Source organism: Nonomuraea sp. NPDC003754, from assembly GCF_053605785.1.
Window position 1 is genome coordinate 236,975 of record NZ_JBSGJX010000004.1, and the last position, 22,076, is coordinate 259,050.

Genomic DNA, 22,076 nt, shown 5'->3' on the forward strand with positions numbered 1-22,076 from the left:
GTGTGGAACCGGGGTCCGCGCCCGGTGGCCGCGGGTCCTGGAGACAGAGCGCGTGTCAGGAGACGAGGGAGTCGAGTTCGTCCTCCGGCAGCCCCAGGTCGAGCCTGATCCGGTAGCGGGTGCGCAGGAGGGCGACGTGCTCGGGGTCGTCCTCGGCGCAGCTGAGCGCCGCCTGGGTCGCCCACTCGAGCCCGCCCTGCAGGTCACCGTACGCCACCAGCGTCTCGGCGATGTTGTGCGCCGTGGCGGGCGTGAGCGCGCCCTCCGCCCTGAGCGTCTCGATGATCTCTCGTGCCTCGCCTGGCCGGTCGAGCTCGAAGAGCGTGTCGGCGATGCCGGCCCGTGGGTCGATCATCGACTCGCCGCCGTCGTCCACCGCCCGCTGGAAGCACTCGAGCGCCCGGGCCGGCTGCCCCGCCTGCTTCCATTCCTCGGCGGCCAGCACGAAGATGGCCGCGCGGGAGATGTCGCCCGAGGAGTAGGTGAGGGCGAGCTCGCTCAGCTGCCGGGCCAGCGAACTGTGGTCGTCGGCCAGCAGTGCCTGCTCCAGCATTCGATCAAGGTGCTCACGGGTCACATGCGCCACACCGCGAGACTACCGAGCTGGTCCCGGTTTTGCCTGGACAATGCAACATCACCGCCTCTGCACAGCTTCGGCAACGATTCGTGCAAACCCCACTACACACCGCGTGTCTCTCCAGGACCAAGGGCATATATGGCACACGTCATCAGGGGCGGAAGGGGCTGGGCATGGCCAAGCATGTGACCTTCATGATCGCCTGTGCCGCGGTGCTGTCGACGGTGATCCCGGGTACCGCCGGTTATTTCTCCGCCCGGATGGAGGCCGTGGAGGCGGCCGAGCTCAGGGTGGCGATGATGCAGGCGCGGCTGGCGAACAAGATCCAGATGGTTTCGCTGCCCCGTCCCTGTTCCCCCGTTCCCGCGAACCGGCTGAAGGCGAGACCCACCGCGCCGCGCGCGCTCGTGCCCGCGGAGCAGCCGGTGGTGCCGGCGCCCGAGTACGGGCCGATCACGTCTGGCGTGACCGGCGCGGACTGAGCCTGCGTGACAGGAACGACCTGATGAGCTGCTTGGCGGCCTCGATGATGTCGGGCGCGCCCGCAGGGTCGCGGCGGAAGGCCAGCTTGAGTACGGCGTCGCCCGCCTCGACGGCCACCAGGATGGCCACGTCGAGCTCCTCGCTGTCGGCCAGGCCGTACTCCTGGAGCAGCAGGCCGCGCAGCCGTCCCGCGATCACCATGTTGTTCTCGGAGTCGGAGTCGAGCAGGTTGAGGTCGACGACGTCGCCGAAGTGGAGGCTCTTGAAACCGGGGACGGTCCTGTGCATGGCGACGTACTCGTCGATGATCGCGTCGACGGCGTCCCACCATCCCCGGTAGTCCTCGTCGAGGAAGCGGGCGCCGACCCTGGAGACGAACAGCTCGACGTTGCGCCTGGTCAGCTCCTGGGTGATGGCCCGCTTGTCGGGGAAGAACTGGTAGACCGAGCCGATCGCGACTCCGGCGCGCTCGGCGATGCGGGTGGTCGAGAGGGCTTCGTAGCCGACGTCGTCGAGCAGGTGGGCGCAGGCGTCGAGCATCCGCTCGACCCTGCGAGCGCTACGGCGCTGCGTGGGCTGACGGCGGAGCGTCGCTAGCTCGGTGCCGTCTTCGTCATCCGGCAGAGAGGACACGGACTTCATCTTGCCTCCAATACGCCGGGCGCCGCCGGGAAAACCGCGATTGTAGAACGACGTGCAATGCGGGTCACGACGCGTTCCAGCGGTCGGCGAACGCGGCGACCAGCTTGGCGACGGCCTCAGGCCGCGTGCGCTGCGGCCAGTGGTCGGCGACGAGCCTCTCGTGCGTGAACGCCGGCGCCCACTGCCCGAGCGAGGCGAGCAGCCACGGGGAGACGAACGGGTCGCGGGTGCACCGGATGAGCTGCACGGGCGTGCGCACGCGGGGGTCGCCGGGGCGGCGCAGCCGGGTGAGCATGTTCGCGCGGTAGAGGTTGAGCCCGTTGCGGGCGTCGGCGGCGGTGGCCCCGAGCGGACGGGCGAGCCGCGTCACGACCAGCTCGGGCAGCACGGGGAGCTGGAACCCGGCGATGTACCACGACCGCAGCAGCTGGCCGAGCGCCCTGCTCGGGCGGGCCTGGCGGAAGAAGGCGGCGGCCTGGTCGAGGCCGGGGCCGCCGATCGTGGTGAAGGAGGCGAACCTGTCGCTCCTGCCGAGGAAGTACCACCCCTGGATGGAGCCCCAGTCGTGGCCGACGAGGTGGACCTTGGGTTTGCCGACGGCGTCGAGCACCGCGTCCATGTCGGCGGCCAGCCGGTCGAGCAGGTAGCCGCCGGGCGAGCGCGGCGCCGTGGAGGCGCCGGCGCCTCGCACGTCGTACCGGACGATGTGATAGCCGCCGAGCAGCGGGACGACCCGGTCCCACACGTGGTGGTCGTCGGGATAACCGTGCAGGAGCACGATCGTCGGTTTCGCAGGGTCGCCCTGCTCGTGGACGGCTAATCGAACCTCACCGGAATCTATTAGACGCACGGTCCAGAGGCTAGCTGTCGGCTGGGCTCCCGGCCAGACCCGTGCACGAACGCAGGTCCTTCCACTGGGAGACCGCCTGGGTCCTGGCCGCCCCGGTCAGCGGGACCGGCACACCGCCCTGGATGGTGGCGGGCGTCCACTTGTCCTTGAGCACCTTGCGCCCGTCGATGGTGAGCGTGAGGACGCCGGTCCTGCCGGTCTCGGGCCCCCAGTTGTAGAAGACGAAGTTGCCCAGGCCGTAGTTGACATAGGCGTTGCCGACGAACCCGCTGCCGAGCAGGATGTGCGCGTGTCCGCCGACGATGACGTCCGCGCCCGCCTTGACCAGCTTGGGGGCGAGAGCGCGCTGTGCCGGGTTGGGGCACTTCTGCATCTCGGTGCCCCAGTGGAGGTGCACGATCACCGTGTCGGCGCTCTTGCGGGCCTGCCGTACCGCTCTGATGAGGCGGTCCTCGTTCTTGGCCGAGGCCAGCCCGCCCTTGTCGCCCGCGGCGGTCCACGCCTGGATGAACTCCGAGTCGAGCACCTGGGTGGCGCCGATGATCGCGACGCGGTTGCCGTTCACCGTGACGCGGTAAGGCTTGTAGGCCTCGGTCTCGTTCCTGCCGATGCCCACGACGGGGAACCTGGACTTCCTGATCGAGGCGAGCGAGTCGGCCAGGCCGCCGTCCATGTAGTCCATGCCGTGGTTGTTGGCCATCGAGGCCACGTCCACCCCGGCCGCCTTGAGCGCGGTTAACGCCGAGGCCGGCGCGCGGAAGGTGTACTGCTTGCCCGGCGCCGGCGTGCCGCCCGTCGTGATGGCCGTCTCCAGGTTGACCATCGCCAGGTCCGACGACCTCAGCACCTTGGCGATCGGACCGAGCGCGGTGCGCGGGTTGGCGAGCCTGCCTCTCAGCACGCCCTCGAAGTGCACGTCACCCCCGAAGGAGATCGTGTACGGCGTGCGCTCGGGCTCCTTCGGCAGGCTGGGCGAGATCGTCGGCCGTTCGGCCGCCTCAGGGGTCGGCTCGGACTCCGCCGCCGCACAGGCGGTCATTGCGATCACGACACCCACAACGGCCACAGCGCGGCTCGGTCTCATCTGCCCTCCCGGTCTTCAGGCACCGAGCATGCCATGCGCGCGCTCGCTGTGCGCGGTGAGCCACACCACGGCGGAGTGCGTCGCCTCGTCGACGGGAGTGTAAACGATCATACGGGTCTCGGGCGCGGCCGTGCAGTTGAACAGCGTGCTGGTGAACCGCAGCCGTCCGACCTGGTCGTTGTCGAACGTCTTCTCCCGCGAGCGGGGATCGGCGACGTCGTGGGTGGCCCACAGGGCGGCGAACTCGGGGCTGGCCGCCGACAGCCGCTTCACGAAGTCGCGCCACAAGGGGTCGTCGGCGTGGCGCGTGTAGGCGCCGCGGAAGACGGCGACGCTGCCGTGCAGCTCCTGCTCCCTGTCGACCAGCGCCGTCCGCCACTGGGCGCCGACGAAGCACTGCCACAGCGTGTTGCGCTCCTCCGCCGGGGCGCTGACCAGCTCGGGGAAGAGCGCGGCGTAGGCGGCGTTCCACGCCAGGACGTCGTGCCGGCTGGTGCTGAAGGCGGCCGGCAACGGGCTCAGCCTGTTGATGATCTCCTGCATGGCCGGCGTGACACGGGTGGAGTCGCGCACGGGCGGGGCGACGGCGTGGCCCGCCAGGAGGTAGAGCTGCTGGCGCTCGGCGACGTCGAGCATGAGCGTGCGCGCGATGGAGTCGAGGACCTGCAGGCTGACGTTGATGGGCCGGCCCTGCTCCAGCCACGTGTACCAGGTGACACCCACGCCGGCGAGATGGGCGACCTCCTCCCTGCGCAGGCCGGGGGTACGCCTGCGGGTGCCCGGCGGCAGGCCCGCCATTTCGGGCGTGACCCGCTCCCGCCGGGAGCGCAGGAAAGCGGCCAGGTCATCACGTCGCTTACTCATCCAGGTGCCACCAATACCGGGATAATCGGACTCTTTTTACTAGTATCCACGGCCCACCACATTGGTAGCATGACCCACACCCCGACTACCAGGAGCACCACCGGCCTGCTCCTGCCCATCGTGTTGCTCGGCCAGTTCCTCGCCGTCCTCAACGTCAACATCGTCAACGTCGCCACCCCGACGATCGAAGCAGACCTGCGCTCGTCGGGGGCGGGACTGCAGATGATCGTGGCGGGCTACACCATCACCTATGCCGTCCTGTTGATCACCGGGGCCCGGGTCGGGGACCTGTTCGGCTATCGCAACACCTTCCTGACCGGCCTCGCGTTGTTCACCCTGACCACGCTCGGCTGCGGACTGGCGCCGTCGACGGGTGTGCTGGTCGCCTTCCGTTTCGCGCAGGGCGCGGGAGCGGCGCTCATGATGCCGCAGGTGCTCACCCTGATCCAGCGCAACTACCAGGGAGAGGCGCGAGGCAGGGCGATCGCGCTGTGGTCGGCCGTGGTGAGCGGCGGCATCGTGGTGGGCCAGGCGCTCGGCGGCATCCTGCTCGGCCTGGGCGCGGGCTGGCGGATCGTGTTCCTGGTGCTCGTGCCGATCGGCGTGCTGTTGCTCGTGGCGGGCCTGCGGGTACTGCCCGCCGACCAGGGCGGCGGCCGTACGGGCCTGGACCCGCTCGGCCTGGTCACGCTGTCGTCGGCGGTCCTGCTCGTCATCGTGCCGCTGGTGCTGGGCCGCGAGCTCGGCTGGCCGCTGTGGGGATGGGCGTCGATGGCGGCCGGCCTGGCGGTCTTCGCGCTGTTCGTCCGCGTCGAGCGCTGGGTGACCGCGCGCGGCGGCCGACCGCTGGTCGACGCCAGGGTGCTGCGCGCTCCCGGCATGCGGCCAGGACTGGCGGTCCTGCTGTTCGGGCCCGCCACGTGGGGAGCCTTCCTCTTCACCTCGGCCCTGCACCTCCAGGGCGAGCTGCACCTGACACCGCTGATGTCCGGGCTGATGCTGGTGCCGTGCGCGCTGGCCTTCGCCGCCGTCGGGCTGGCCTGGCCCCGGCTGCCGCAGCGGCTGCAGCGGTCGCTGGTGCCCTTCGGCTACGTCGTCGCCGCGCCCGCGTACCTCGGGCTGGCCGCCGCTTCGGAGGGCGGCCTGCCGTACGCGATCGTCAGCGCGCTGATCGGCGCCGGGCTCGGCGTGCAGATCGCGGTGACCAACATGGCCACCCAGCGGGTGGACGCCGCCTACGCGGCCGACGCCAGCGGCGCGCTGCTGACGGTCATGCAGCTCGGCCAGGTGATCGGGGTGGCCACGGTCGGCACGCTGTTCATCTCGCTCATGCAGGGCCATTCGGGACAGGCCTCGCTGGGGACGGCCGTCGCGTTGGCGGCGCTTGCCGTCCTCGCCGGGCTGAGCTCCATCTTCCTCATCCGCCCGAAGATCTCCCAGGCGTAGCGACCCACGCTGGGGCGTGGGCCTTTCTTTATGCGAACGGGAGAGGACACCGGCCGGGGATGCGAGGGAGGGCGACCCCCGTATGACAAGATGTGAAGATCTTCGGCACTCGTCTTGTGGGGCGGGCTGAAGCGAGCGGCCCTGAGGGTTGTGTCAGCAACCTGCCAGGGCCGTTCTTTATGAACGCGCCGAGAGCGCGGCGAGATCGAACTCGCCGTCGCGCACGCCGGCCGTGAAGGCGTCCCACTCGCTCGGGGTGAAGACCAGAACGGGACCGTCCTGCTCCTTGCTGTCCCTGAGCGCGACGCTGCCGTCGGCGAGGCCGGCGACCTCGACGCATGCGGCAGCACCATTACAGAAGCGGCTCTTCTGCCAGGCCACCCTGGAAATGTCGATGTGCATTTTCTCCCCATTTGAGCCGAAGAGGCGTCGTTGCCCCATGAAAACTGCCGTCACCCGCCCCACATCATGGCTTTGCGCTGGATGAGCACGCGAGACTCGTTCTCATCCAAGGCCTCCGACCTGATGTGGTTGAAGGCTGTTTCGTATCCAGCCACCAGCTCGAGGTCGTCGACGAAGCGAGCGCTGTACAGCTGTTCCAGATAGACAACATCGTCGAAAGCCGCGAACCGCAGATGGATGAAGGCTCCCGTGTTGACCGGATGGAGAGCCTCCAGCGGCAACACGTGAACTCGAATATGTGGCAGAACGGACATCTCGATCAGATGATCCATCTGCGCGCGCATGACCGAGGGTTCACCGAAGCGCCGCATCAGGGCTGACTCGTCCAGGATGACGTACAGCATGCACGGATCAGGTCGGTGCAGGACCCGCTGCTGCCTGGCGAGGCGGGCCTCGACCCGGTTTCGGACACCGCTGTGCGTGATGCGCACGATGCCGCGGGCGGCAAGGATGACCTCCCGCGCGTACTCCTCGGTCTGCAGGAGGCCCGGCACTACCTGGGGTTCCCAGTCGCGCTGCAATGTGGCCTCCGCCTCCAGCCCAAGGAAATTTGTGTACTGCCCGGGCAGGGTGCCTTCATAGTATTCCCACCAGCCCCGCTGGTATGCATCCTCCAGCAGCGTTAGCAGCTCGGCGAGTTTGGAGTCGTCGGCCTTGTAGAGCTCGACCATGGCCCTGACGTCGTCAGGGCTCGGCTTGGTCTTGGCGGCCTCGATCCTGCTCACCTTGCTCGGCGACCACCCCAGCGCGCTCGCAGCTCTGGCTCCCGTCATGGTCCTGCGCTCGCGCAGCTGGCGCAACTCCTGACCGAGCTTCAGCCTGCGCACCGTTGGGCTGCCGTGCTCTGTTGCCACCGTCCGCTCTCCTCACGGGGGGCGTCACGTGATGAAACCGTGCAAGTTGCACGGCTATTCACGCAAAGACGTGCCATAAGGCTTGCATGGGAGGACCGCTGGGACAAGACGCATGCCAGGTGGGCTTCCCTGAGCGCTCGCCAACTGCCCAACACGCTTCATGCAAGTTGCACATAAACATGCGCCACATCTCGCCGTAAGAACTGCGAAGAAATTTGAATTTTATTCCCCTGCAACCATTGCCGCCGCCAGTTCACAGAGGGACGATCAGGCCAGGAAGGCGAGATGGCGGACGCGGAGCCTTCCCCCGATGCTCCAATCGCGGCCCCTGCAGGCCGCCCTTCCGGCAACGGCGCCGTTCAGATAGAGGCGACACAGGCACTCAGCACGAAGCCGGACCGACGCTGATCCCGCACCGGCACCGTCAACGGGCTGCCACCCGGGTGACGGTCGAGCCTCAGCGCCAGGCCCGGCCAGAAGTCCACCTCAAGAATGCCGCGAAAGGGGTCTTCTATGTACTCACAAGGTACCAAGGGACTCAGCCGAATCAAGTCCCCGGCCCGGGAACTGATCGCAGGGTGGATCGCGTGGGCGGACAGGGACATCTGCATGGAGCCCGACGAGTTCGCTCACCGGCGCGGCTGGACCGTCTCCCGTACCCGGTTCGGCTCCCGCTCGTACCGCGACCCGCGGTTCGACCAGCTCAAGGTGCCGCGCACCTCGCTCGTCCCCGAAGAGGTGTCGTGAAATGTCGCGCAATCCCCAGCTTCAGGCCCGCTCCGCCGGCGCGGCCGGCCCGGGGCTGGACCGCCTGTACGGCAGGAGCAGATGGGTCACGCCGCGATCCACCCGCGCCGACATCGAGGAGCCGCCCGATACCGCCAAACTGCTAGTTCCCGCGCCAAGGTCTACCCCGGGGCGGGGACGGCGCCGCGATCGAGGTGTTCAAGCGCGCGGACCTTGCCGCCATTCGCCGTCCGCTGACAGCTACCAGCAGATGAGCCCGGGGGTGTCTTGCGCCTGGGGCTCCTGCGTGTCTGCCTCCGGGAAGGATCGGCCCGTACGGAGGACAGCCGCTGGGCCCGGTGAAGGGTCGACAGCTAATCGTTGCTGTCCCGATCAAAGCTCTTCATCAGCGAGGGAAGCGCCACCAAGGTGGCGCCGCCAGCACCGAGCCCGCCAAGCAGGGCGGTTGGCCAGGTGGATCCGCTCGCGAGGAGCAGCGCACAAAAGATGGCGATGACCACCACGACCGCCAGACTGATCACGGCGATGCGTTCGGGGGACATGTTGACTCCGTTCTCTGAGTGTGCGGGCTCTCTGCCGCCACGCATTGCGCCACATCATGGGCTTGCGTTGGATGAGCACGCGTGACTCGTCCTCATCGAGCGCTTCGGATCCGATGTGGTCGAAGGCGGTTTCGTATCCAGCCACCAGTCCGAGGTCTTCGACGAAGCGCGGACTGTACAGCGACTCCAAGTAGACGACATCGTCGAACGCCGCGAACCGCACATGGATGAAAGCTCCCGTGTTGACCGGATGACGCGATTCAAAGGTCAGGACACGGACACTGACATGCGAGAGCTGGGAGACCTCGAGGAGGTGATCCATCTGTTCCCGCATTACCGAGGGCTCGACGGGCAGGCGGTGGTCACCTCGGCCGCCGGCCGGCTCACGGTCACGCTGGAGCCGACGGAGACGATCATGCGGGGGGTGGTCAGCCTGCCGCACGGCTGGGGCCACGCGGGCAGCGCGCAGGCGGTGGCCGCCGGGCATCCGGGGGTCAGCGCGAACACGCTGACCGACGACGCGGCGATCGACGTGCCGTCCGGGAACGCCGTCTTCAACGGGGTTCCGGTCACCGTCGAGGCGCCGTGACGTGACCCCGTCGCCGTGATCGTCGCGGTCGACGGACGCGTGGCGCATGCATAAGGTGTCGCGCGTGACTAGCGCCCCGGAAGAGGACCGACTGACCGCCCAGATCGCCTTCGCCCTGGAGATCGACAAGCTGAAGCGGGTGATCCGCCGCAACAGCCTCATGGACGGCTCGCGGCGGGAGAACGACGCCGAGCACTCCTGGTACATCGGCATGCTGGCGATGATCCTCGGCGAGCACGCGCCACCCGGCACCGACATCCAGCGCGTGGTCGCCATGCTCCTCGTCCACGACCTGGTGGAGATCGACGCGGGCGACACCTTCATCTACGACGCGGTGGCGGTGGCGGCGCAGGCCGACGCCGAACGTGCCGCCGCCGACCGCATCTTCGCGCTGCTCCCGGCCGACCAGGCGAGCGTCTTCAGGCAGCTGTGGGAGGAGTTCGAGGCGCGCGAGACGGTGGAGGCGCGCTTCGCCAAGGCGCTCGACCGCTTCGCCCCGATCCTGGCCAACCACCACACCGAGGGCGGCACGTGGCCGCTGTTCAAGGTGCGGGCCGACCAGGTGCGGGAGAAAGTGAAGATCATCGAGGAGGGGTCGGCGTCGCTCGGCGCCTACGCCTACGAACTGGTCGACCTCTCGGTCAGCCGGGGCCACCTCGCCGAGTGATCCCCTGACCGCCGGGGTAGGGGTCCGGTCGTGAAGGAGAAAGTCAGGCTGGCCGGCCCGGTCGATCTGGCCGATCGGCTCGAGAAGAGCAGGACGATGGACCGGCCGATCCACGCGCTGGCGAAATTCGTCCGCGAGAAGATCGGCCCCGGCGGGCTCCGCGACTGGCTGCACGGCGTGCCCATGGGCAAGCCGCTGCACCCGCCGCTGACCACGGTGACGATCGGCTGCTGGGTGTCGGCCGCCCTGCTCGACCTGGTGAAGGCCGACCCGCGCGCCACGCGTACCCTGATCGCCGCGGGGCTCGGAAGCGCGCTGCCGACGGCCGCCGCAGGGCTCACCGACTGGTCCTCGCTCCACCGCGAGCAGCAGCGGGTGGGCTTCGTCCACATGATGGTGAACCTGGCCGCGGTGGGGCTCTTCTCGGGGTCCCTCCTGCTGCGGCTGGCCGGACGCGAGAGCGGCGGCAAGGCGCTGTCCCTGGCGGGGCTCGGCGCGGCCACGGTCGGCGGCTACCTCGGCGGCCACCTGGCCTACCGGCAGGCGTCGGGCGCCAACCACGCCGAGCAGGTCGCGCACCTGGTGCCGCTGGGCTGGCACGACCTGTGCCGGATCGACGACCTGCCGCAGGGCAGGCCGGTCGCCCGCAGGCTGGGCTACATCCAGCTGTTCGTGCTGCGTCACGGTGGTGGCGTCACCGTGCTCGCCGACCAGTGCTCGCACCTGGCGGGCCCGCTCCACCAGGGCAGGATCGTCCTCGAGGACGGCGTGCCGTGCGTGGTGTGCCCCTGGCACGGCAGCACGTTCCGGCTGGGCGACGGCTCGGTCAAGCACGGTCCCGCCACCGCGCCCGCGCCCATCTTCGAGACCCGGGTGCGGCAGGACGGCACGATCCAGGTGCGGCCGTTGACTTGAACCTTTGTTGAACTTCTAACGTCGGCGCCATGATTCTCGTCACCGGAGCGACCGGCAACGTCGGTCGCCACGCCGTTTCCCAGCTCACCGCCGCGGGCGCCCAGGTGCGTGCGCTGGTCAGGAACCCCGCCAAGGCCGCCTTCCCCGCCGGCGTCGAGGTCGTCACCGGCGATCTCACCGACCCCCCCTCGCTGTCCGCCGCCCTCGACGGCGTCGAGGGCGTCTTCCTCGTCTGGCCCGGGTTCGCGGCCGAGACCGCCGCCAAGGTCGTCGACCTGGTCGCCGCGCACGCCCGCCGCGTCGTCTACCTGTCGGCGAACCTGCCCGAGGACTCCACGATGTTCCACAAGGACCTCGAACGGCTCATCAGCGCCTCGCCGCTGGAGTGGACGTTCCTGCGGCCGGGCGGGTTCGCCGCCAACACGCTCGGCTGGGCCGACGCGGTCCGCGCCGGCACCGTCCGATGGGTGTACGGCCAGGCCGCCCGCTCCCTCATCCACGAGGCCGACATCGCCGCCGTCGCGGTGAAGGCGCTGCTGTCGGACGAGCTCGTCGGGCAGGCTCCCGTACTCAGCGGGCCGGCCGCCGTCACCCAGGCCGAGCAGGTGCGGATCATCGGCGCGGCCGTGGGACGCGAGGTGCGGTGGGAGGAGATGCCGCCCGAGGAGGCCGTGGCGCAGCTGGCCACGGTGTGGGGTGACCCGGTGCTGGCGCGGGAGGCCGTGGCCGCCTGGGGCGGCTTCGTCGCCGCTCCGGAGCAGGTCACCGACGCGGTGGAACGGCTGACCGGGCGCCCCGCCCGGTCATTCGCCGCGTGGGCCGCCGATCACGCGGCCGACTTCCGCTGAGCCGCCGGACGCGGCGCGTCGGCGGGGTGCTCGACGAGGGCGAGGATCCTGCTGGACATGAAGCGGGCGGTGCGTACGGCCGTGCCGCTTCGTGTCACCTCGCTGACCTCGACGAGGCCGCGCCTGGTCGCGACCTCGACCCGCCGGCCGGCCTTGGTGGCGATCACTTCGTAGGTGCGCGGGGTACCCCCCGCGTCGATCACGATCTCGACCCGATCACCCTTCATGCCCTGATTTATACCCATTTACTTGGGATTTATCCGTACACCAGTTTGATGATGGCGACGATCCCCACGCACACGATGAACCCGCGCAGCACCGGCGCGGGCAGCCGGCGGCCCACCTTCGCGCCGAGGAACCCGCCCAGCGTGGCGCCGAGCGCCACCATCAGCACCGCCCACCAGTCCACCGGCGCGATGATCGTGAACAGGACCGCGGCCGTGGCGTTGACGATCAGCGACAGGACGTTCTTGGCCGCGTTGACCCGCTGCAGGCCGTCGTCCAGGAAACTGCCCAGCAGGCCGATGAGCAGCACCCCCTGGGCGGCGCCGAAGTAGCCGCCGTAGACGCCCGCGCCGAACACGCCCACCCACAGCCATGGGCCGCCGTCCGGGTGGGCGTGTTCGCGCCGGGCGGCCAGCCAGCCGTTCAGCTTCGGCTGCACCACCACCAGCACGCAGGCGATCGCGATCAGGACGGGGACGACGACCTGGAAGACGGCAGGATCGAGGACCAGCAGCAGCAGGCCGCCCACCAGGGAGCCGAGCGCCGAGCCCGTGCCCAGCCTGACCAGGCGGTCACGCTGGCCCTTGAGCTCGGCGCGGTAGCCGTACGCGCCGGTGAAGGAGCCGGGGACCAGGCCGATGTTGTTGGAGACGTTGGCCGTGACAGGGTCGACCCCTACGGCCACCAGCGTGGGAAAGGTGATCAGCGACCCCGAACCGACGACGGCGTTGATGGCCCCGGCTGCGACTCCGGCCGCACAGACCGCGACCGCTTCCCACGGAGTCACGTCCCGCCCCCTTCACGTTCCGTATGCACGTCGGCCAGAGCCTAGACGTCACACGTCAGCTGCCCTCGCCCGGGGTGGGCACTCTCCGCGCATCACGGGTCACCGCGTGATCCGGTCGCCGCCGCTCCAGGCGCGCGGGACCGGCGATGCCGGGGCCCGGCAATGGCGCACGGCCTACTGCGGCTTGTCCGTGGCCTACTCCGGCTTGCCCTTGGCCTACTCCGGCTTGTCCTTGGCGCCGCCGAACAGGCCGCCGAGGTTCTCCAGCGCCTTGCCCATCTCCGACGGCACGATCCACAGCTTGTTCGCATCGCCCTTGGCGATCTCCGGCAACATCTGCAGGTACTGGTAGGCCAGCAGCCGCTCGTCCGGCTTGCCCTCGTGGATCGCCCTGAACACCATCCCGATAGCGTCGGCCTGCCCCTTGGCCCGCATCGCCGCCGCCTCCGCCTCGGCCTGCGCGCGCAGGACCGCCGCCTCCGCCTCACCTCTGGCCCTCAGCACGGCCGCCTGCTTCTCCCCCTCGGCCGTCAGGATCGCCGCCTGCTTCTGACCCTCCGCCGCCAGCACAGCGGCCCGCTTGTCGCGGTCGGCCCGCATCTGCTTCTCCATCGAGTCCTGGATGGACGCCGGCGGGTCGATGGCCTTCAGCTCGACCCTGTTGACCCTGATCCCCCACTTGCCCGTCGCCTCGTCGAGCACCCCGCGCAGCTCGGTGTTGATCTCCTCGCGCGAGGTGAGCGTCCGCTCGAGGTCCATCCCGCCGACGACGTTGCGCAGCGTCGTGACGGTCAGCTGCTCGACGCCGACGAGGAAGTTCGCGATCTCGTAGGTGGCCGCCCTGGGATTGGTCACCTGGAAGTAGATGACCGTGTCGATGGAGACGACGAGGTTGTCGGACGTGATGACCGGCTGCGGGGGGAACGACACGACCTGCTCCCGCAGGTCGATCATCTCCTTGATGTTGTCGATGAACGGCACGACGAGGTTCAGCCCGGGAGTGAGCGTGCGATGGTAGCGGCCGAGCCGTTCGATGATCGCCGCCGTGGCCTGCGGGATGATGCGGATGGTCCGCACCAGCGCGAACCCCACCACGGCGACCATGACAAGCGCGACGATCAGCTGCTCGGTGCCCATGGCCACACTCCGGGAGTCGTCGGGGCCGACTCCGAAGATGATATTTGGTTCCGGCTTGCCGAAGCCGTCAACCGTACAAAAGCTACTGTGGCCTGGCGTACCAGCGACCCTCGGCGTTGCGGTCGAGGACCAGCGGCACCCCGAACGTCCGCGAGAGGTTGTCGGCGGTCAACACGTGCTCGATCGGCCCCTGGGTGACGACGGAGCCGTGGCGCATGAGCAGCGCGTGGGTGAACCCGGCCGGCACCTCCTCCACGTGGTGGGTGACCAGCACCATCGTCGGGGAGCGGTGGTCGCCCGCCAGCGTCGCCAGCCGCCGCACCAGATCCTCGCGCCCGCCCAGGTCGAGCCCGGCGGCGGGCTCGTCGAGCAGCAGCAGCTCCGGGTCCGGCATGAGGGCGCGGGCGATCTGGACGCGCTTGCGCTCACCCTCCGACAACGTGCCGAAACGCCGCCTGATCAGGTGCGCGACACCCATCATGTCGATCAGCTCGACGGCGCGGGTGACGTCGTGGGAGTCGTACTCCTCCGTCCACCGGCCGAGAATCGCGTAGGAGGCGGTCAGTACCAGGTCGATGACCTTCTCCTCGGCGGGCACCTTCTCCGCCAGCGCCGAGCTGGCCAGGCCGATGCGCGGACGCAGGTCGAACACGTCGGTCTGGCCGATCCGCTCACCCAGCACCTCGGCCACACCCTCGCTGGGGAACAGCAACGTGGCGGCGACCTGCAGCAGCGTGGTCTTGCCCGCGCCGTTCGGCCCGATGACGACCCAACGCTCGTCCTCGTTGACCGCCCAGTCGACGCCGCGTATCAGGGCCGATCCGTCGCGCCGGACGCCGACATCCTGGAGCCGCAGCACCTGACCACCCATCGCTGATCCCTCCCAGTCGAACGCTCGGGACAAACCTATTGCAGGGCGAGCGCATATCGTGGACCGGTGCGCCATCAAACGCCTATCTCACTGCCGCTCGTCGCGTGGGGCAACGCCTGGCTGACCGGACACGTGGGCCTCGACGAGGCCGCCGACCAGGTGGAGCGGCTGGCCGGACCGGTCGTGGTCGGCTCGCTGCCGCTCCGCGCGTATCTGGCCGAGCTGCGTGTCGATGGTCTCACCGAACTACGTCTCGCGCTCCCCGCTCCCGGCGACCCGCTCGGACTGTCGGGGCCGCCGGACTTCAACGCGGCCGCCGTCGAAGCGGGCGAGGCGGCGATAGCGGTGCTGAACGAGCGGGTCATCGGGCTCGTCCCGGCACCGGACCTGCGCGGATCCTCCTACATGGGCGTGCGCCTCTCCGTGCACGAGTCGGGGCCGCCGCGAGCCGACCTGCCGTCGCTGGCCGAGGCCGAACGCGAGCTGACCGGCGCCATGCGCGAGGCCACCGAGGCGCTGGCGGGCGTGGGCGGGCCCGCGCAGGGACACCCCGGACGGCTGCACGACAGTGGCGAGCTGGCCCCCGGCTACCCGCCGCGCGCCCACCGGGTGTCGGCGCTGGCGGCCCGCCTGTCGGCGGCCCTGCGGCAGGCCGACGAGCGAGGGCTGACGTCCGCGCAGATCGCCACCCGCGCGACGGCGCTCCGCACCCTCGACGCCGCGGTCCGCCGCGCCCTCATCTCCGCCCACCACGCCGTCTTCGAACCACACCACTAGATCCACCCGGCGTCCTGGGGCCTCCACCGCCCAGCCCCCGCGAGCCTCCACCGGTCCGCCCCGCGAGCCTCCTGACACCCGTCCGGCGAGCCTCCTCCCAGCCCCGCGAGCCTCCTGACGCCCGTCCGGCGAGCCTCCTCCGGTCCGTCCTGTGAGCCTCCCGTACGGCAAGCCGCCGACAGCCCACCCCGGTCACCGGCCACCGCCCGTCCAGGGAGACGCTCCTCCAGCGCACGTGGCCGGCCGCCGTCACGCGCCCCCCATCCCCGGATTCCCCACCTGGCCACCCCAGCCCGGACCACCCGTTGGCCGATCCCACCGCCGAACCCCCAGACGACCGATCCCCCACCTGGCCGACCCCACCGCCCGGCTCCCCGGTGCCCCTTCCGCTCGAGATACCCCGCTGGCAGGGTCTCGCCCCGACCGCGCGGCCGATCCCCACCGCGGAACTCTCCCGCAGGGCCGACCCACCGCCGAGCCCCCAGACGACCGGCCCCCCAGACGACCGATCCCCCACCCGACCGCCGCCTGGCCGACCCCACCGCCGGGCTCCCCGGTGCCCCTTCCGCTCGAGATTCCCCGGCTGGTCAGGGCTCCCCCCGACCGCGCGGCCGACGCCACTTCGCGAAGCTCCCCACACGGCCGACCCCGCCGCGGAGCTCTGCCGCGCGGTCGGTTCCCATCCCGGGCGTGTCCTCCGGCTGGGGTGTTGCGGTGGGTCAGGAGGTCGAGGCGAAGCGCCAGATCTTGATGCGCTTGTCCTTCCCGGCCGACACCACCGCCGGGGCGCCCTCCACCGGGGTGACCGCCACCGCGTACACCCCGCCGGAGTGCGCCTTCACCGAGCCGCCCAGCGCCTGCCGGCTCTGCGGGTCCCACAGCCGGATCGTGCCGTCCGTGCTGCCCGACGCCAGTACCGCCTTGCCGTCCACGGACCCGAACGACAGCGAGTACACGTTGTTCGAGTGGCCGGACAGGGGCTTGCCGATCGAGCGGCCGGTCTTCGGGTCCCAGAGGCGGATCTTCTCGTCCTTGCCGCCCGAGGCCACCACGGCCTTACCGTCCACCTGTCCCACCGCGACGGAGAACACCGCCTTGCTGTGCCCCTTGTACGTCTTGCCGTACGCCTTGCGCTTGGCCAGGTCCCACACCCGCAGCGTCTTGTCCTCGCTGGCCGAGACCACCACGGGGCGGTCGCCCACGCGGCCGACGCTCAGCCAGTTGACGTCCTTGCTGTGCGCCTTGACGGAGCCGATCTGCCGGCGCTTCTTCAGATCCCAGAACCGCAGCATGCCGTCGCCGTCGCCGGTGACCGCGATGTAGCGGCCGTCCACCTTGCTCACGGCGGCCGCGAACACGGCGATCGGATGCCTGCCGAGGACCGTGCCCTTGCGGGTCTTCAGGTTCCACAGGCGGACGGTGTGGTCGTAGCCGCCCGTCACGGCCATCGGGGTGGAGCCGACGGTGACGCAGGCGACCGCGTAGATGTCGTTGTCGTGGCCGCGCAGCTTGGCGATGGTGGTGCGCTTGACCGGGTCCCAGACGCGCAGCACGCCGTCCTGCCCGCCTGACACGAACCGCTGGTCGTCCCCGACCATGATCGCGGACAGCGACTGGATCGGCTCGCTGTGTCCGGACAGCGACTTGCCGTCCTGTTTGCCGAGCGCGGGCAGGGCCTGCGGCGGCTCGAGGGGCGGGACCGTCGGCGTGGGCGCCGGGGATCCGGAGACGGCCGGTGATCCGGAGACGGTCGGTGAGACCGGCGCTGACGCCGAGGGGGAGACGGGAGGCGAGGGCTGGGCTGTGTTGGATCCCTGGGCCAGCGGGGTCGGCGCCGGGTTCTCCTGGCCCTCGAACGTCCGCGGCACGAACAGCAGCACGCCGGCGGCCAGCGCGAGCGCGAGGAGCAGCGCGCCGCCGACCATGACCGCCCTGCGGCGGCGCGAGCTGTCCTCGCGCTGCTCCTCGGGCCTGGTCTCCCTGAAGAAGGCATCGTTGTCGTTGTCGCGCCCGGGTTGGCCCTGCGACTCCGCCCGCTGGGGGTCGCCCGAGGGACCGCCCCTCTGCGGCGGCGCGCCGGGAGGTGTCCGCCCCTGGTACGGCGCGCCCTGGTGAGACGCGGCCTGATGAGGCGCGCCCTGGTGCGGCGCGTTCTGGTGCGGCGCGTTCTGGTGCGGCGCGTTCTGGTGCGGCGCGTTCTGGTGCGCGCCCTGATGCGGCGCGTTCTGGTACGGCGCCCCGCTGGGCAGTCCCTGGGGTTGCGCGGGGACGGAGGGAGACGACCCGGGATAGGCGGACGCCTGTCCGGGCACGCCGGGGTGAGCGGACCCCTGATGAGGAGACCCAGGGTGGGCGGGACCGTTTTCGGGCGCGTCAGGGCGACCAGGCGCCTGGTGATGCGGCCCGGGGTGAGTTCCGCCTTGTCCGGGCACACCGGGATGAGCAGGCGACCCAGGTTGGGCGGGGCCCTGGTGAGGCGGTCCAGGGTGAACGGGGCCCGGGTAAGGCGGCCCCGAGTGACCAGGACCGGAATGAGACGCCCCAGGATGAACAGGGCCCGAGTGACCAGGACCGGAGTGAGCAGGGCCCGAGTGAGCAGGGCCAGGGTGAGGCGGGCCGGGGTGAGGCGGGCCCGTGGGGGCCTGGTGGTAGGGGCCCGGCTGCGGGGGCACGGAGCCCTGCGGAGGGATGTAGGCGGCGCCCGAGGGGTTGGCCCAGCCGCCGGAGTCCGACGGGCTCGCCCAGCCGCCTGGGCTCGACGGCCCTGGCGGGCTCTGGCTCCCGTCCGGGTGACCCGCGGGAGGGGCGGCCGCGGGCCGGGCGGACGCGGAGGGGTCGTCAGGGTGGCCCTCTCCGGGGTCGGCCGGGGCGGCCCAGCGGTTGACGGACGGGTCCTGCGGCTTCGACCAGCCGTCCGGCAGGGACTCGTAGAGCGCGGGGTTGGCCACCTCCTCGGCCGCCATCTGCGACCCGGTGGTCATCGCCACCTCGGCGTCCCGTTCGGCGGCGGCGCCCTGGTTCTCCAGGAGCGAGAACAGCGCCTCCGCCGCCGTGGGCCGCTCGTCGGCCCGCTTGCTCAGGCACGCCTGCACCAGCGGCCGCAGGCTGTCGGGGAACGCCGACAGGTCCGGCTGGTCGTTCATCACCCGGTAGATGACGGCGGGCAGGCTGTCCTGGCCGAACGCGGGCGCGCCGGTCGCCGCGTACGTCATCGTCAGGGCCCAGCTGAACATGTCGCTGGCGGGCCCGACCCGCTCGCCGGAGATCTGCTCGGGCGACATGTACGCGGGCGTGCCGACCACCCCGCTGCTGAGCGTCATGGACGAGTCGAGCGCGCGGGCGATGCCGAAGTCGATCACTCGGGGGCCGTCGGGGCCCAGCAGCACGTTGCTCGGCTTGAAGTCGCGGTGCACGATGCCCGCGCGGTGGATGGCCGCGAGCGCGGTGACGGTGCCGACGGCGAGCCGGTAGAGGGCGCCGCCCGAGCGCGGGCCATCCATCTGCACCACACGCTGGAGCGAGACGCCTTCGACCAGTTCGCTGACGATGTACGGCTGCTCGCCGTCCATGTTGGCGCCGAGCACCTGCGCGGTGCAGAACTGCGCCACCCGCCGGGCGGCCGCGACCTCGCGCATGAAGCGTTCGGCGTCGATGCCGGGCGCGTCGAGCCTGGTGTTGAGCAGCTTGATCGCGACCAGCTCGCCGTCCGGGCCCTCGGCCTTGTAGACGATGCCCTGCGCGCCCTTGCCCAGCCGCCCGAGCAGCCGGTACGGACCCAGCTCAGCCGGATCTCCTGGCTGTAACGGGTGCTTGTCAGGCACCTGAGCCCTCCCCCTCGTGCGTTCCCCCCAATCGCAAGAGTGACGGGCTCGCTGCACGGTGTGCAAGCAACGTCATATCACGATAGATCATCACTCTTTGCGAAATCTTTGCCGTGGGCAATAATCCACTAGACAATGGGGGATTTCCAGTTCCGTTAGGGGGGAGCAACCCAATGCGCCGAGCAATCGGCATGTTCATAGGGCTCGGCCTGGTCGCGCCGCTGACTCCGCTGGCCGTGGCGGCGCCCGCGGCGGCGGCCGTCACGCCTCCGGCCGGCCTCGCGGCGGCCGCCACGACGGCGACGGCGGCGAAGGACCCGTTCTCCAAGTTCAGCGTGAAGGTCACGTACAACAAGGCCACCAAGCGCGGCGGCAAGATCACATACCTCATCAAGGCCAAGAACCTCGGCCCCTACGACGCCGACTACTTCGGCATCGGGGGCTTCGTGCCGAAGGGCGTCGTCCCGACCCTGAAGTGGGGCGGCCCGAAGGGCACCTCGTGCGTCTGGCAGGACCAGGTCTTCCTGTGCGTGCCGAAGTACCAGGTGCCGGTGGGCGGCACGACGTGGCTCAACTTCCAGCTGACGCTGAAGAAGACCACCAAGGGCACGGCCGCCGCCAGGCTCGGCGTCGTCGCCTACGACCTGCCGACCGGCGCGGAGAACCTCGACGAGGAAGAGCTCGCCCGGATGGGCCTCAAGGGCCATCTGTTCATGAAGAGCACCACGACGAAGATCGTCTGGCCGCAGAAGAAGCGCCCCACGGGCACCGGCACCTACACGCCGCCCCCGCCGCCGCCCCCGCCGAAGTGGAACCCGCCGTCTCCCACGCGGGTGGAGCGGAACGAGAAGAAGGACACCTGACGCGTCCAGGGAACCGGTCGAGGTTCCCTGCGGCGCGGGCCCCCCGGACGAGCACGTCTGTCCGGGGGCTCAGGTCTTTCCGGGCCCTGAAACATGCCCGGGTCAACATGCCCGGGTCAGAAGGTGCTCGGGTCAACATGCCCGGGTCAACATGCCCGGGTCAGAAGGTGCTCGGGTCAGACATGTCCTGGGCCGGAACGTGCCCGGGTCAGAACCTGCCGGGGCCAAACGTGCCGGGGTCGGCGTCGGGGGGGAGGCGTCGGACGGCGGGCGTCACGCCAGGCCGTGTCGTACGGCGTAGAGCGCCGCCTGGGTCCGGTCCTGGACGCCGAGCTTCATCAGCACGTTCGACACGTGCGTCTTGACGGTCTTCTCCGCGACGGCCAGGTCCCTGGCGATCTCCTTGTTCGACCGCCCGGCCGCGATCAGCTTGAGCACCTCGCGCTCCCGCTCCGTCAGCGGCACCGGTGTGGACTCGGCGGCCATCATGGCCGACGCCGCCTCGGGGGCCAGCAGCACCTGTCCCCCGTGAACCGCCCGCACCGCCTGGACGAGCGCGTTCGGGTCGACGTCCTTGTAGAGGAACCCGGACGCCCCCGCCCGCATCGCGGGGCCCACGTCGGACCGGTCGCTCACCGAGGTCAGCACCAGGATCTTGGTCGAGGAGCCGCCGAGCCGTTGGAGGGTGCCGAGGCCGTCGAGGACCGGCATCTTGAGATCCAGCAGCAGCACGTCCGGACGCAGCCGCTCGACCAGGGACACCGCCTCCTGCCCGTCTGCCGCCTCGCCGACGACCGTGATGTCGTCCTGCAGGTCGAGAAAGGTGCGCAGGCCCTGCCGTACGACTGGATGATCGTCGGCGATCAGCACCTGGATCACACGTCCACCTCCATGCGCACCGTCGTGCCCCGGCCGGGCTCCGACGTCACGGTCACCTTCCCGCCGACCGACTCGGCGCGGTCGCTCATCGAGGCCAGCCCGAGGCCCCGCTGTCGTGCGGAGTCGTCGAAGCCCTCGCCCTGGTCGCACACCTGGAGGACCAGCTTGCCCGAGGCGTGCGTGAGCCGCACCTCGACGCGGTCGGCGCCGGCGTGGCGCAGCGCGTTGTGGAGCGCCTCCTGGGCCACGCGCAGCACCGCCACCTCGATGTCGGCGGGCACCGGCGGCAGCTCGTCGCCCTCGAAGGTCACCCGGAACGGCTGGAGCCGGTCGAGCAGCCGTACGTGCTTGCGGAGCGTCTCGGCGAGCCCGTGCCGGTCGAGCTCGGCCGGACGCAGCTCGACGATGACGGCGCGCAGCTCGGCCAGCGCCTCCCCGGCCAGGCGCTGCACCCGGTCGAGCTCGACCGCGGCGCGGTCCTGGTCGACCGGCAGGAGGGCGTGGGCGGCCTGCGCGGTCAGCCGGAGCGAGAACAGCTTCTGGGTGACCGCGTCGTGCAGTTCGCGGGCCATCCGGTTGCGTTCCTCGAGCATGGCCAGCTCGCGCCCGCGCTCGTAGAGGCGGGCGTTGGTCAGCGCGAGGGCGGCGTGCGCCGCGAACATCGTCAGCAGCTTCTCGTCGTCCTCGGTGAACCCGCCCGGCACCTTCTTGTTGGCCAGGAAGATGATGCCCAGCACCTCGCCGCCGTCGAGGATCGGCACGCCGAGGAAGTCGCGCATCACCGGATGCGCCTTGGGCCAGTACTCGAACCTGGAGTCCTTCGGCAGGTCGGGGATCCGGACGGGGACCCCGTCGCGCAGCATCGCGCCGAGCATGCCATGCTGGCGAGGCAGCGGGCCGATGGCCTCCCACTGCTTGTCGGTGAGCCCCTCGGCGACGAACTCGGCGAAGGAGCCGTCCTCGTCGGGCACGCCGAGCGCCGCGTACCTGGCGTCGAGCAGCTGCTGTGCCGAACGGACGATGACCTGCAGGACCTCCCGCACCGACAGGTGCCGGGTGACGGCCAGGACGGCTGAGCTCACCGCTCGCAGGATGTCGGATTCGGGGCTCACGGTCCTCAGCCTACGGTCCTAGGTCGAAGTGCTC

Annotated in this window: 24 protein-coding genes and 1 pseudogene; 9 read left to right on the forward strand and 16 right to left on the reverse strand. The window is 70.4% G+C overall.

What is annotated here, in order from left to right:
• Positions 1–55: 55 nt before the first annotated feature.
• Entirely contained in the window at positions 56–553 is a 498-nt protein-coding gene (locus tag ACWEVS_RS07515; RefSeq protein ID WP_449915309.1) for a hypothetical protein, read from the reverse strand.
• A gap of 197 nt (positions 554–750) precedes the next feature.
• On the opposite strand from ACWEVS_RS07515, the gene ACWEVS_RS07520 reads away from it, so the two are divergent.
• Positions 751–1,059, forward strand: a complete 309-nt coding sequence (locus ACWEVS_RS07520; RefSeq protein WP_452550422.1) for a hypothetical protein — start codon at positions 751–753, stop codon at positions 1,057–1,059.
• Here ACWEVS_RS07520 and ACWEVS_RS07525 read toward each other — a convergent pair.
• From ACWEVS_RS07525 to ACWEVS_RS07540, 4 genes are all read right to left on the reverse strand, one after another.
• Positions 1,031–1,702 (reverse strand): TetR family transcriptional regulator, encoded by a 672-nt coding sequence (locus ACWEVS_RS07525; RefSeq protein WP_452550423.1) that lies wholly within the window; start codon positions 1,700–1,702, stop codon positions 1,031–1,033. The two genes, ACWEVS_RS07520 and ACWEVS_RS07525, sit on opposite strands and share 29 nt — an antisense overlap.
• Positions 1,703–1,766: 64 nt before the next feature.
• Positions 1,767–2,552: an alpha/beta fold hydrolase gene (locus ACWEVS_RS07530; protein ID WP_452416317.1), complete on the reverse strand. Its 786-nt coding sequence runs from the start codon at positions 2,550–2,552 to the stop codon at positions 1,767–1,769.
• Positions 2,553–2,562: 10 nt separating this feature from the next.
• Complete coding sequence (locus ACWEVS_RS07535; protein ID WP_449915316.1) at positions 2,563–3,591, reverse strand: CapA family protein; 1,029 nt, start codon at positions 3,589–3,591, stop codon at positions 2,563–2,565.
• Between the two features lie 60 nt (positions 3,592–3,651).
• The gene (locus ACWEVS_RS07540; RefSeq protein WP_449915318.1) at positions 3,652–4,500 is read right to left on the reverse strand and encodes a helix-turn-helix transcriptional regulator; all 849 of its coding nucleotides are present in this window, start codon (positions 4,498–4,500) and stop codon (positions 3,652–3,654) included.
• Between the two features lie 69 nt (positions 4,501–4,569).
• Here ACWEVS_RS07540 and ACWEVS_RS07545 point away from each other — a divergent pair, with 69 nt between their 5' ends.
• Entirely contained in the window at positions 4,570–5,946 is a 1,377-nt protein-coding gene (locus ACWEVS_RS07545) for an MFS transporter (RefSeq protein WP_449915320.1), read from the forward strand.
• Between the two features lie 177 nt (positions 5,947–6,123).
• On the opposite strand, the gene ACWEVS_RS07550 is transcribed toward ACWEVS_RS07545, so the two are convergent.
• Both ACWEVS_RS07550 and ACWEVS_RS07555 read right to left on the reverse strand, forming a co-directional pair.
• Positions 6,124–6,348 (reverse strand): DUF397 domain-containing protein, encoded by a 225-nt coding sequence (locus ACWEVS_RS07550; protein ID WP_452550425.1) that lies wholly within the window; start codon positions 6,346–6,348, stop codon positions 6,124–6,126.
• Between the two features lie 50 nt (positions 6,349–6,398).
• On the reverse strand, positions 6,399–7,262 hold the full coding sequence (locus ACWEVS_RS07555; RefSeq protein WP_452550427.1) for a helix-turn-helix domain-containing protein: 864 nt from the start codon (positions 7,260–7,262) through the stop codon (positions 6,399–6,401).
• Positions 7,263–7,775: 513 nt separating this feature from the next.
• Here ACWEVS_RS07555 and ACWEVS_RS07560 point away from each other — a divergent pair.
• Positions 7,776–8,009, forward strand: a complete 234-nt coding sequence (locus tag ACWEVS_RS07560) for a hypothetical protein (protein WP_452550429.1) — start codon at positions 7,776–7,778, stop codon at positions 8,007–8,009.
• 353 nt (positions 8,010–8,362) lie between these two features.
• Here ACWEVS_RS07560 and ACWEVS_RS07565 read toward each other — a convergent pair whose 3' ends face one another.
• Positions 8,363–8,551 carry a hypothetical protein gene (locus ACWEVS_RS07565; protein WP_452550498.1) on the reverse strand — a complete coding sequence of 63 codons (189 nt, stop codon included), beginning with the start codon at positions 8,549–8,551 and terminating at the stop codon, positions 8,363–8,365.
• A gap of 124 nt (positions 8,552–8,675) precedes the next feature.
• Positions 8,676–8,885 (reverse strand): annotated as a pseudogene (locus tag ACWEVS_RS07570) (Scr1 family TA system antitoxin-like transcriptional regulator); the annotation flags it as partial.
• Between ACWEVS_RS07570 and ACWEVS_RS07575 the strand changes: the two are divergent.
• From ACWEVS_RS07575 to ACWEVS_RS07590, 4 genes are read left to right on the forward strand one after another with little or no spacing between them, the layout of a single operon-like run.
• The gene (locus tag ACWEVS_RS07575; RefSeq protein WP_452550431.1) at positions 8,838–9,140 is read left to right on the forward strand and encodes a molybdopterin dinucleotide binding domain-containing protein; all 303 of its coding nucleotides are present in this window, start codon (positions 8,838–8,840) and stop codon (positions 9,138–9,140) included. The pseudogene ACWEVS_RS07570 and the gene ACWEVS_RS07575 sit on opposite strands and share 48 nt — an antisense overlap.
• Positions 9,141–9,186: 46 nt before the next feature.
• A complete protein-coding gene (locus tag ACWEVS_RS07580) occupies positions 9,187–9,807 on the forward strand; it encodes an HD domain-containing protein (RefSeq protein WP_449915331.1) in 621 nt (206 codons plus the stop codon).
• Between the two features lie 30 nt (positions 9,808–9,837).
• Positions 9,838–10,722 (forward strand): Rieske 2Fe-2S domain-containing protein, encoded by an 885-nt coding sequence (locus ACWEVS_RS07585; RefSeq protein ID WP_449915334.1) that lies wholly within the window; start codon positions 9,838–9,840, stop codon positions 10,720–10,722.
• Between the two features lie 29 nt (positions 10,723–10,751).
• Positions 10,752–11,570: an NAD(P)H-binding protein gene (locus ACWEVS_RS07590; RefSeq protein ID WP_452416312.1), complete on the forward strand. Its 819-nt coding sequence runs from the start codon at positions 10,752–10,754 to the stop codon at positions 11,568–11,570.
• Here the strand turns inward: ACWEVS_RS07590 and ACWEVS_RS07595 are convergent.
• The 4 genes from ACWEVS_RS07595 to ACWEVS_RS07610 form a co-directional block, all read right to left on the reverse strand.
• Complete coding sequence (locus tag ACWEVS_RS07595; RefSeq protein WP_354907862.1) at positions 11,549–11,797, reverse strand: hypothetical protein; 249 nt, start codon at positions 11,795–11,797, stop codon at positions 11,549–11,551. The genes ACWEVS_RS07590 and ACWEVS_RS07595 overlap by 22 nt on opposite strands.
• 29 nt (positions 11,798–11,826) lie before the next feature.
• On the reverse strand, positions 11,827–12,582 hold the full coding sequence (locus ACWEVS_RS07600; RefSeq protein WP_449915339.1) for a sulfite exporter TauE/SafE family protein: 756 nt from the start codon (positions 12,580–12,582) through the stop codon (positions 11,827–11,829).
• A gap of 216 nt (positions 12,583–12,798) precedes the next feature.
• Positions 12,799–13,719 (reverse strand): SPFH domain-containing protein, encoded by a 921-nt coding sequence (locus tag ACWEVS_RS07605; RefSeq protein ID WP_449915342.1) that lies wholly within the window; start codon positions 13,717–13,719, stop codon positions 12,799–12,801.
• A gap of 82 nt (positions 13,720–13,801) precedes the next feature.
• A complete protein-coding gene (locus ACWEVS_RS07610; RefSeq protein ID WP_354907864.1) occupies positions 13,802–14,590 on the reverse strand; it encodes an ABC transporter ATP-binding protein in 789 nt (262 codons plus the stop codon).
• Between the two features lie 66 nt (positions 14,591–14,656).
• Here ACWEVS_RS07610 and ACWEVS_RS07615 point away from each other — a divergent pair, with 66 nt between their 5' ends.
• Complete coding sequence (locus tag ACWEVS_RS07615) at positions 14,657–15,367, forward strand: hypothetical protein (RefSeq protein WP_452550433.1); 711 nt, start codon at positions 14,657–14,659, stop codon at positions 15,365–15,367.
• A gap of 719 nt (positions 15,368–16,086) precedes the next feature.
• Here ACWEVS_RS07615 and ACWEVS_RS07620 read toward each other — a convergent pair.
• Entirely contained in the window at positions 16,087–19,188 is a 3,102-nt protein-coding gene (locus tag ACWEVS_RS07620) for a protein kinase domain-containing protein (RefSeq protein WP_452550434.1), read from the reverse strand.
• Between the two features lie 173 nt (positions 19,189–19,361).
• Here ACWEVS_RS07620 and ACWEVS_RS07625 point away from each other — a divergent pair, with 173 nt between their 5' ends.
• Positions 19,362–20,051, forward strand: coding sequence for a hypothetical protein (locus ACWEVS_RS07625; RefSeq protein ID WP_449915348.1), 690 nt, complete (start codon positions 19,362–19,364; stop codon positions 20,049–20,051).
• Positions 20,052–20,324: 273 nt separating this feature from the next.
• Here ACWEVS_RS07625 and ACWEVS_RS07630 read toward each other — a convergent pair whose 3' ends face one another.
• The gene (locus ACWEVS_RS07630) at positions 20,325–20,930 is read right to left on the reverse strand and encodes a response regulator (RefSeq protein ID WP_449915351.1); all 606 of its coding nucleotides are present in this window, start codon (positions 20,928–20,930) and stop codon (positions 20,325–20,327) included.
• On the reverse strand, positions 20,927–22,042 hold the full coding sequence (locus ACWEVS_RS07635) for a GAF domain-containing sensor histidine kinase (RefSeq protein ID WP_452550436.1): 1,116 nt from the start codon (positions 22,040–22,042) through the stop codon (positions 20,927–20,929). Before ACWEVS_RS07635 ends, ACWEVS_RS07630 begins: the two co-directional genes overlap by 4 nt.
• Positions 22,043–22,076: the final 34 nt, after the last annotated feature.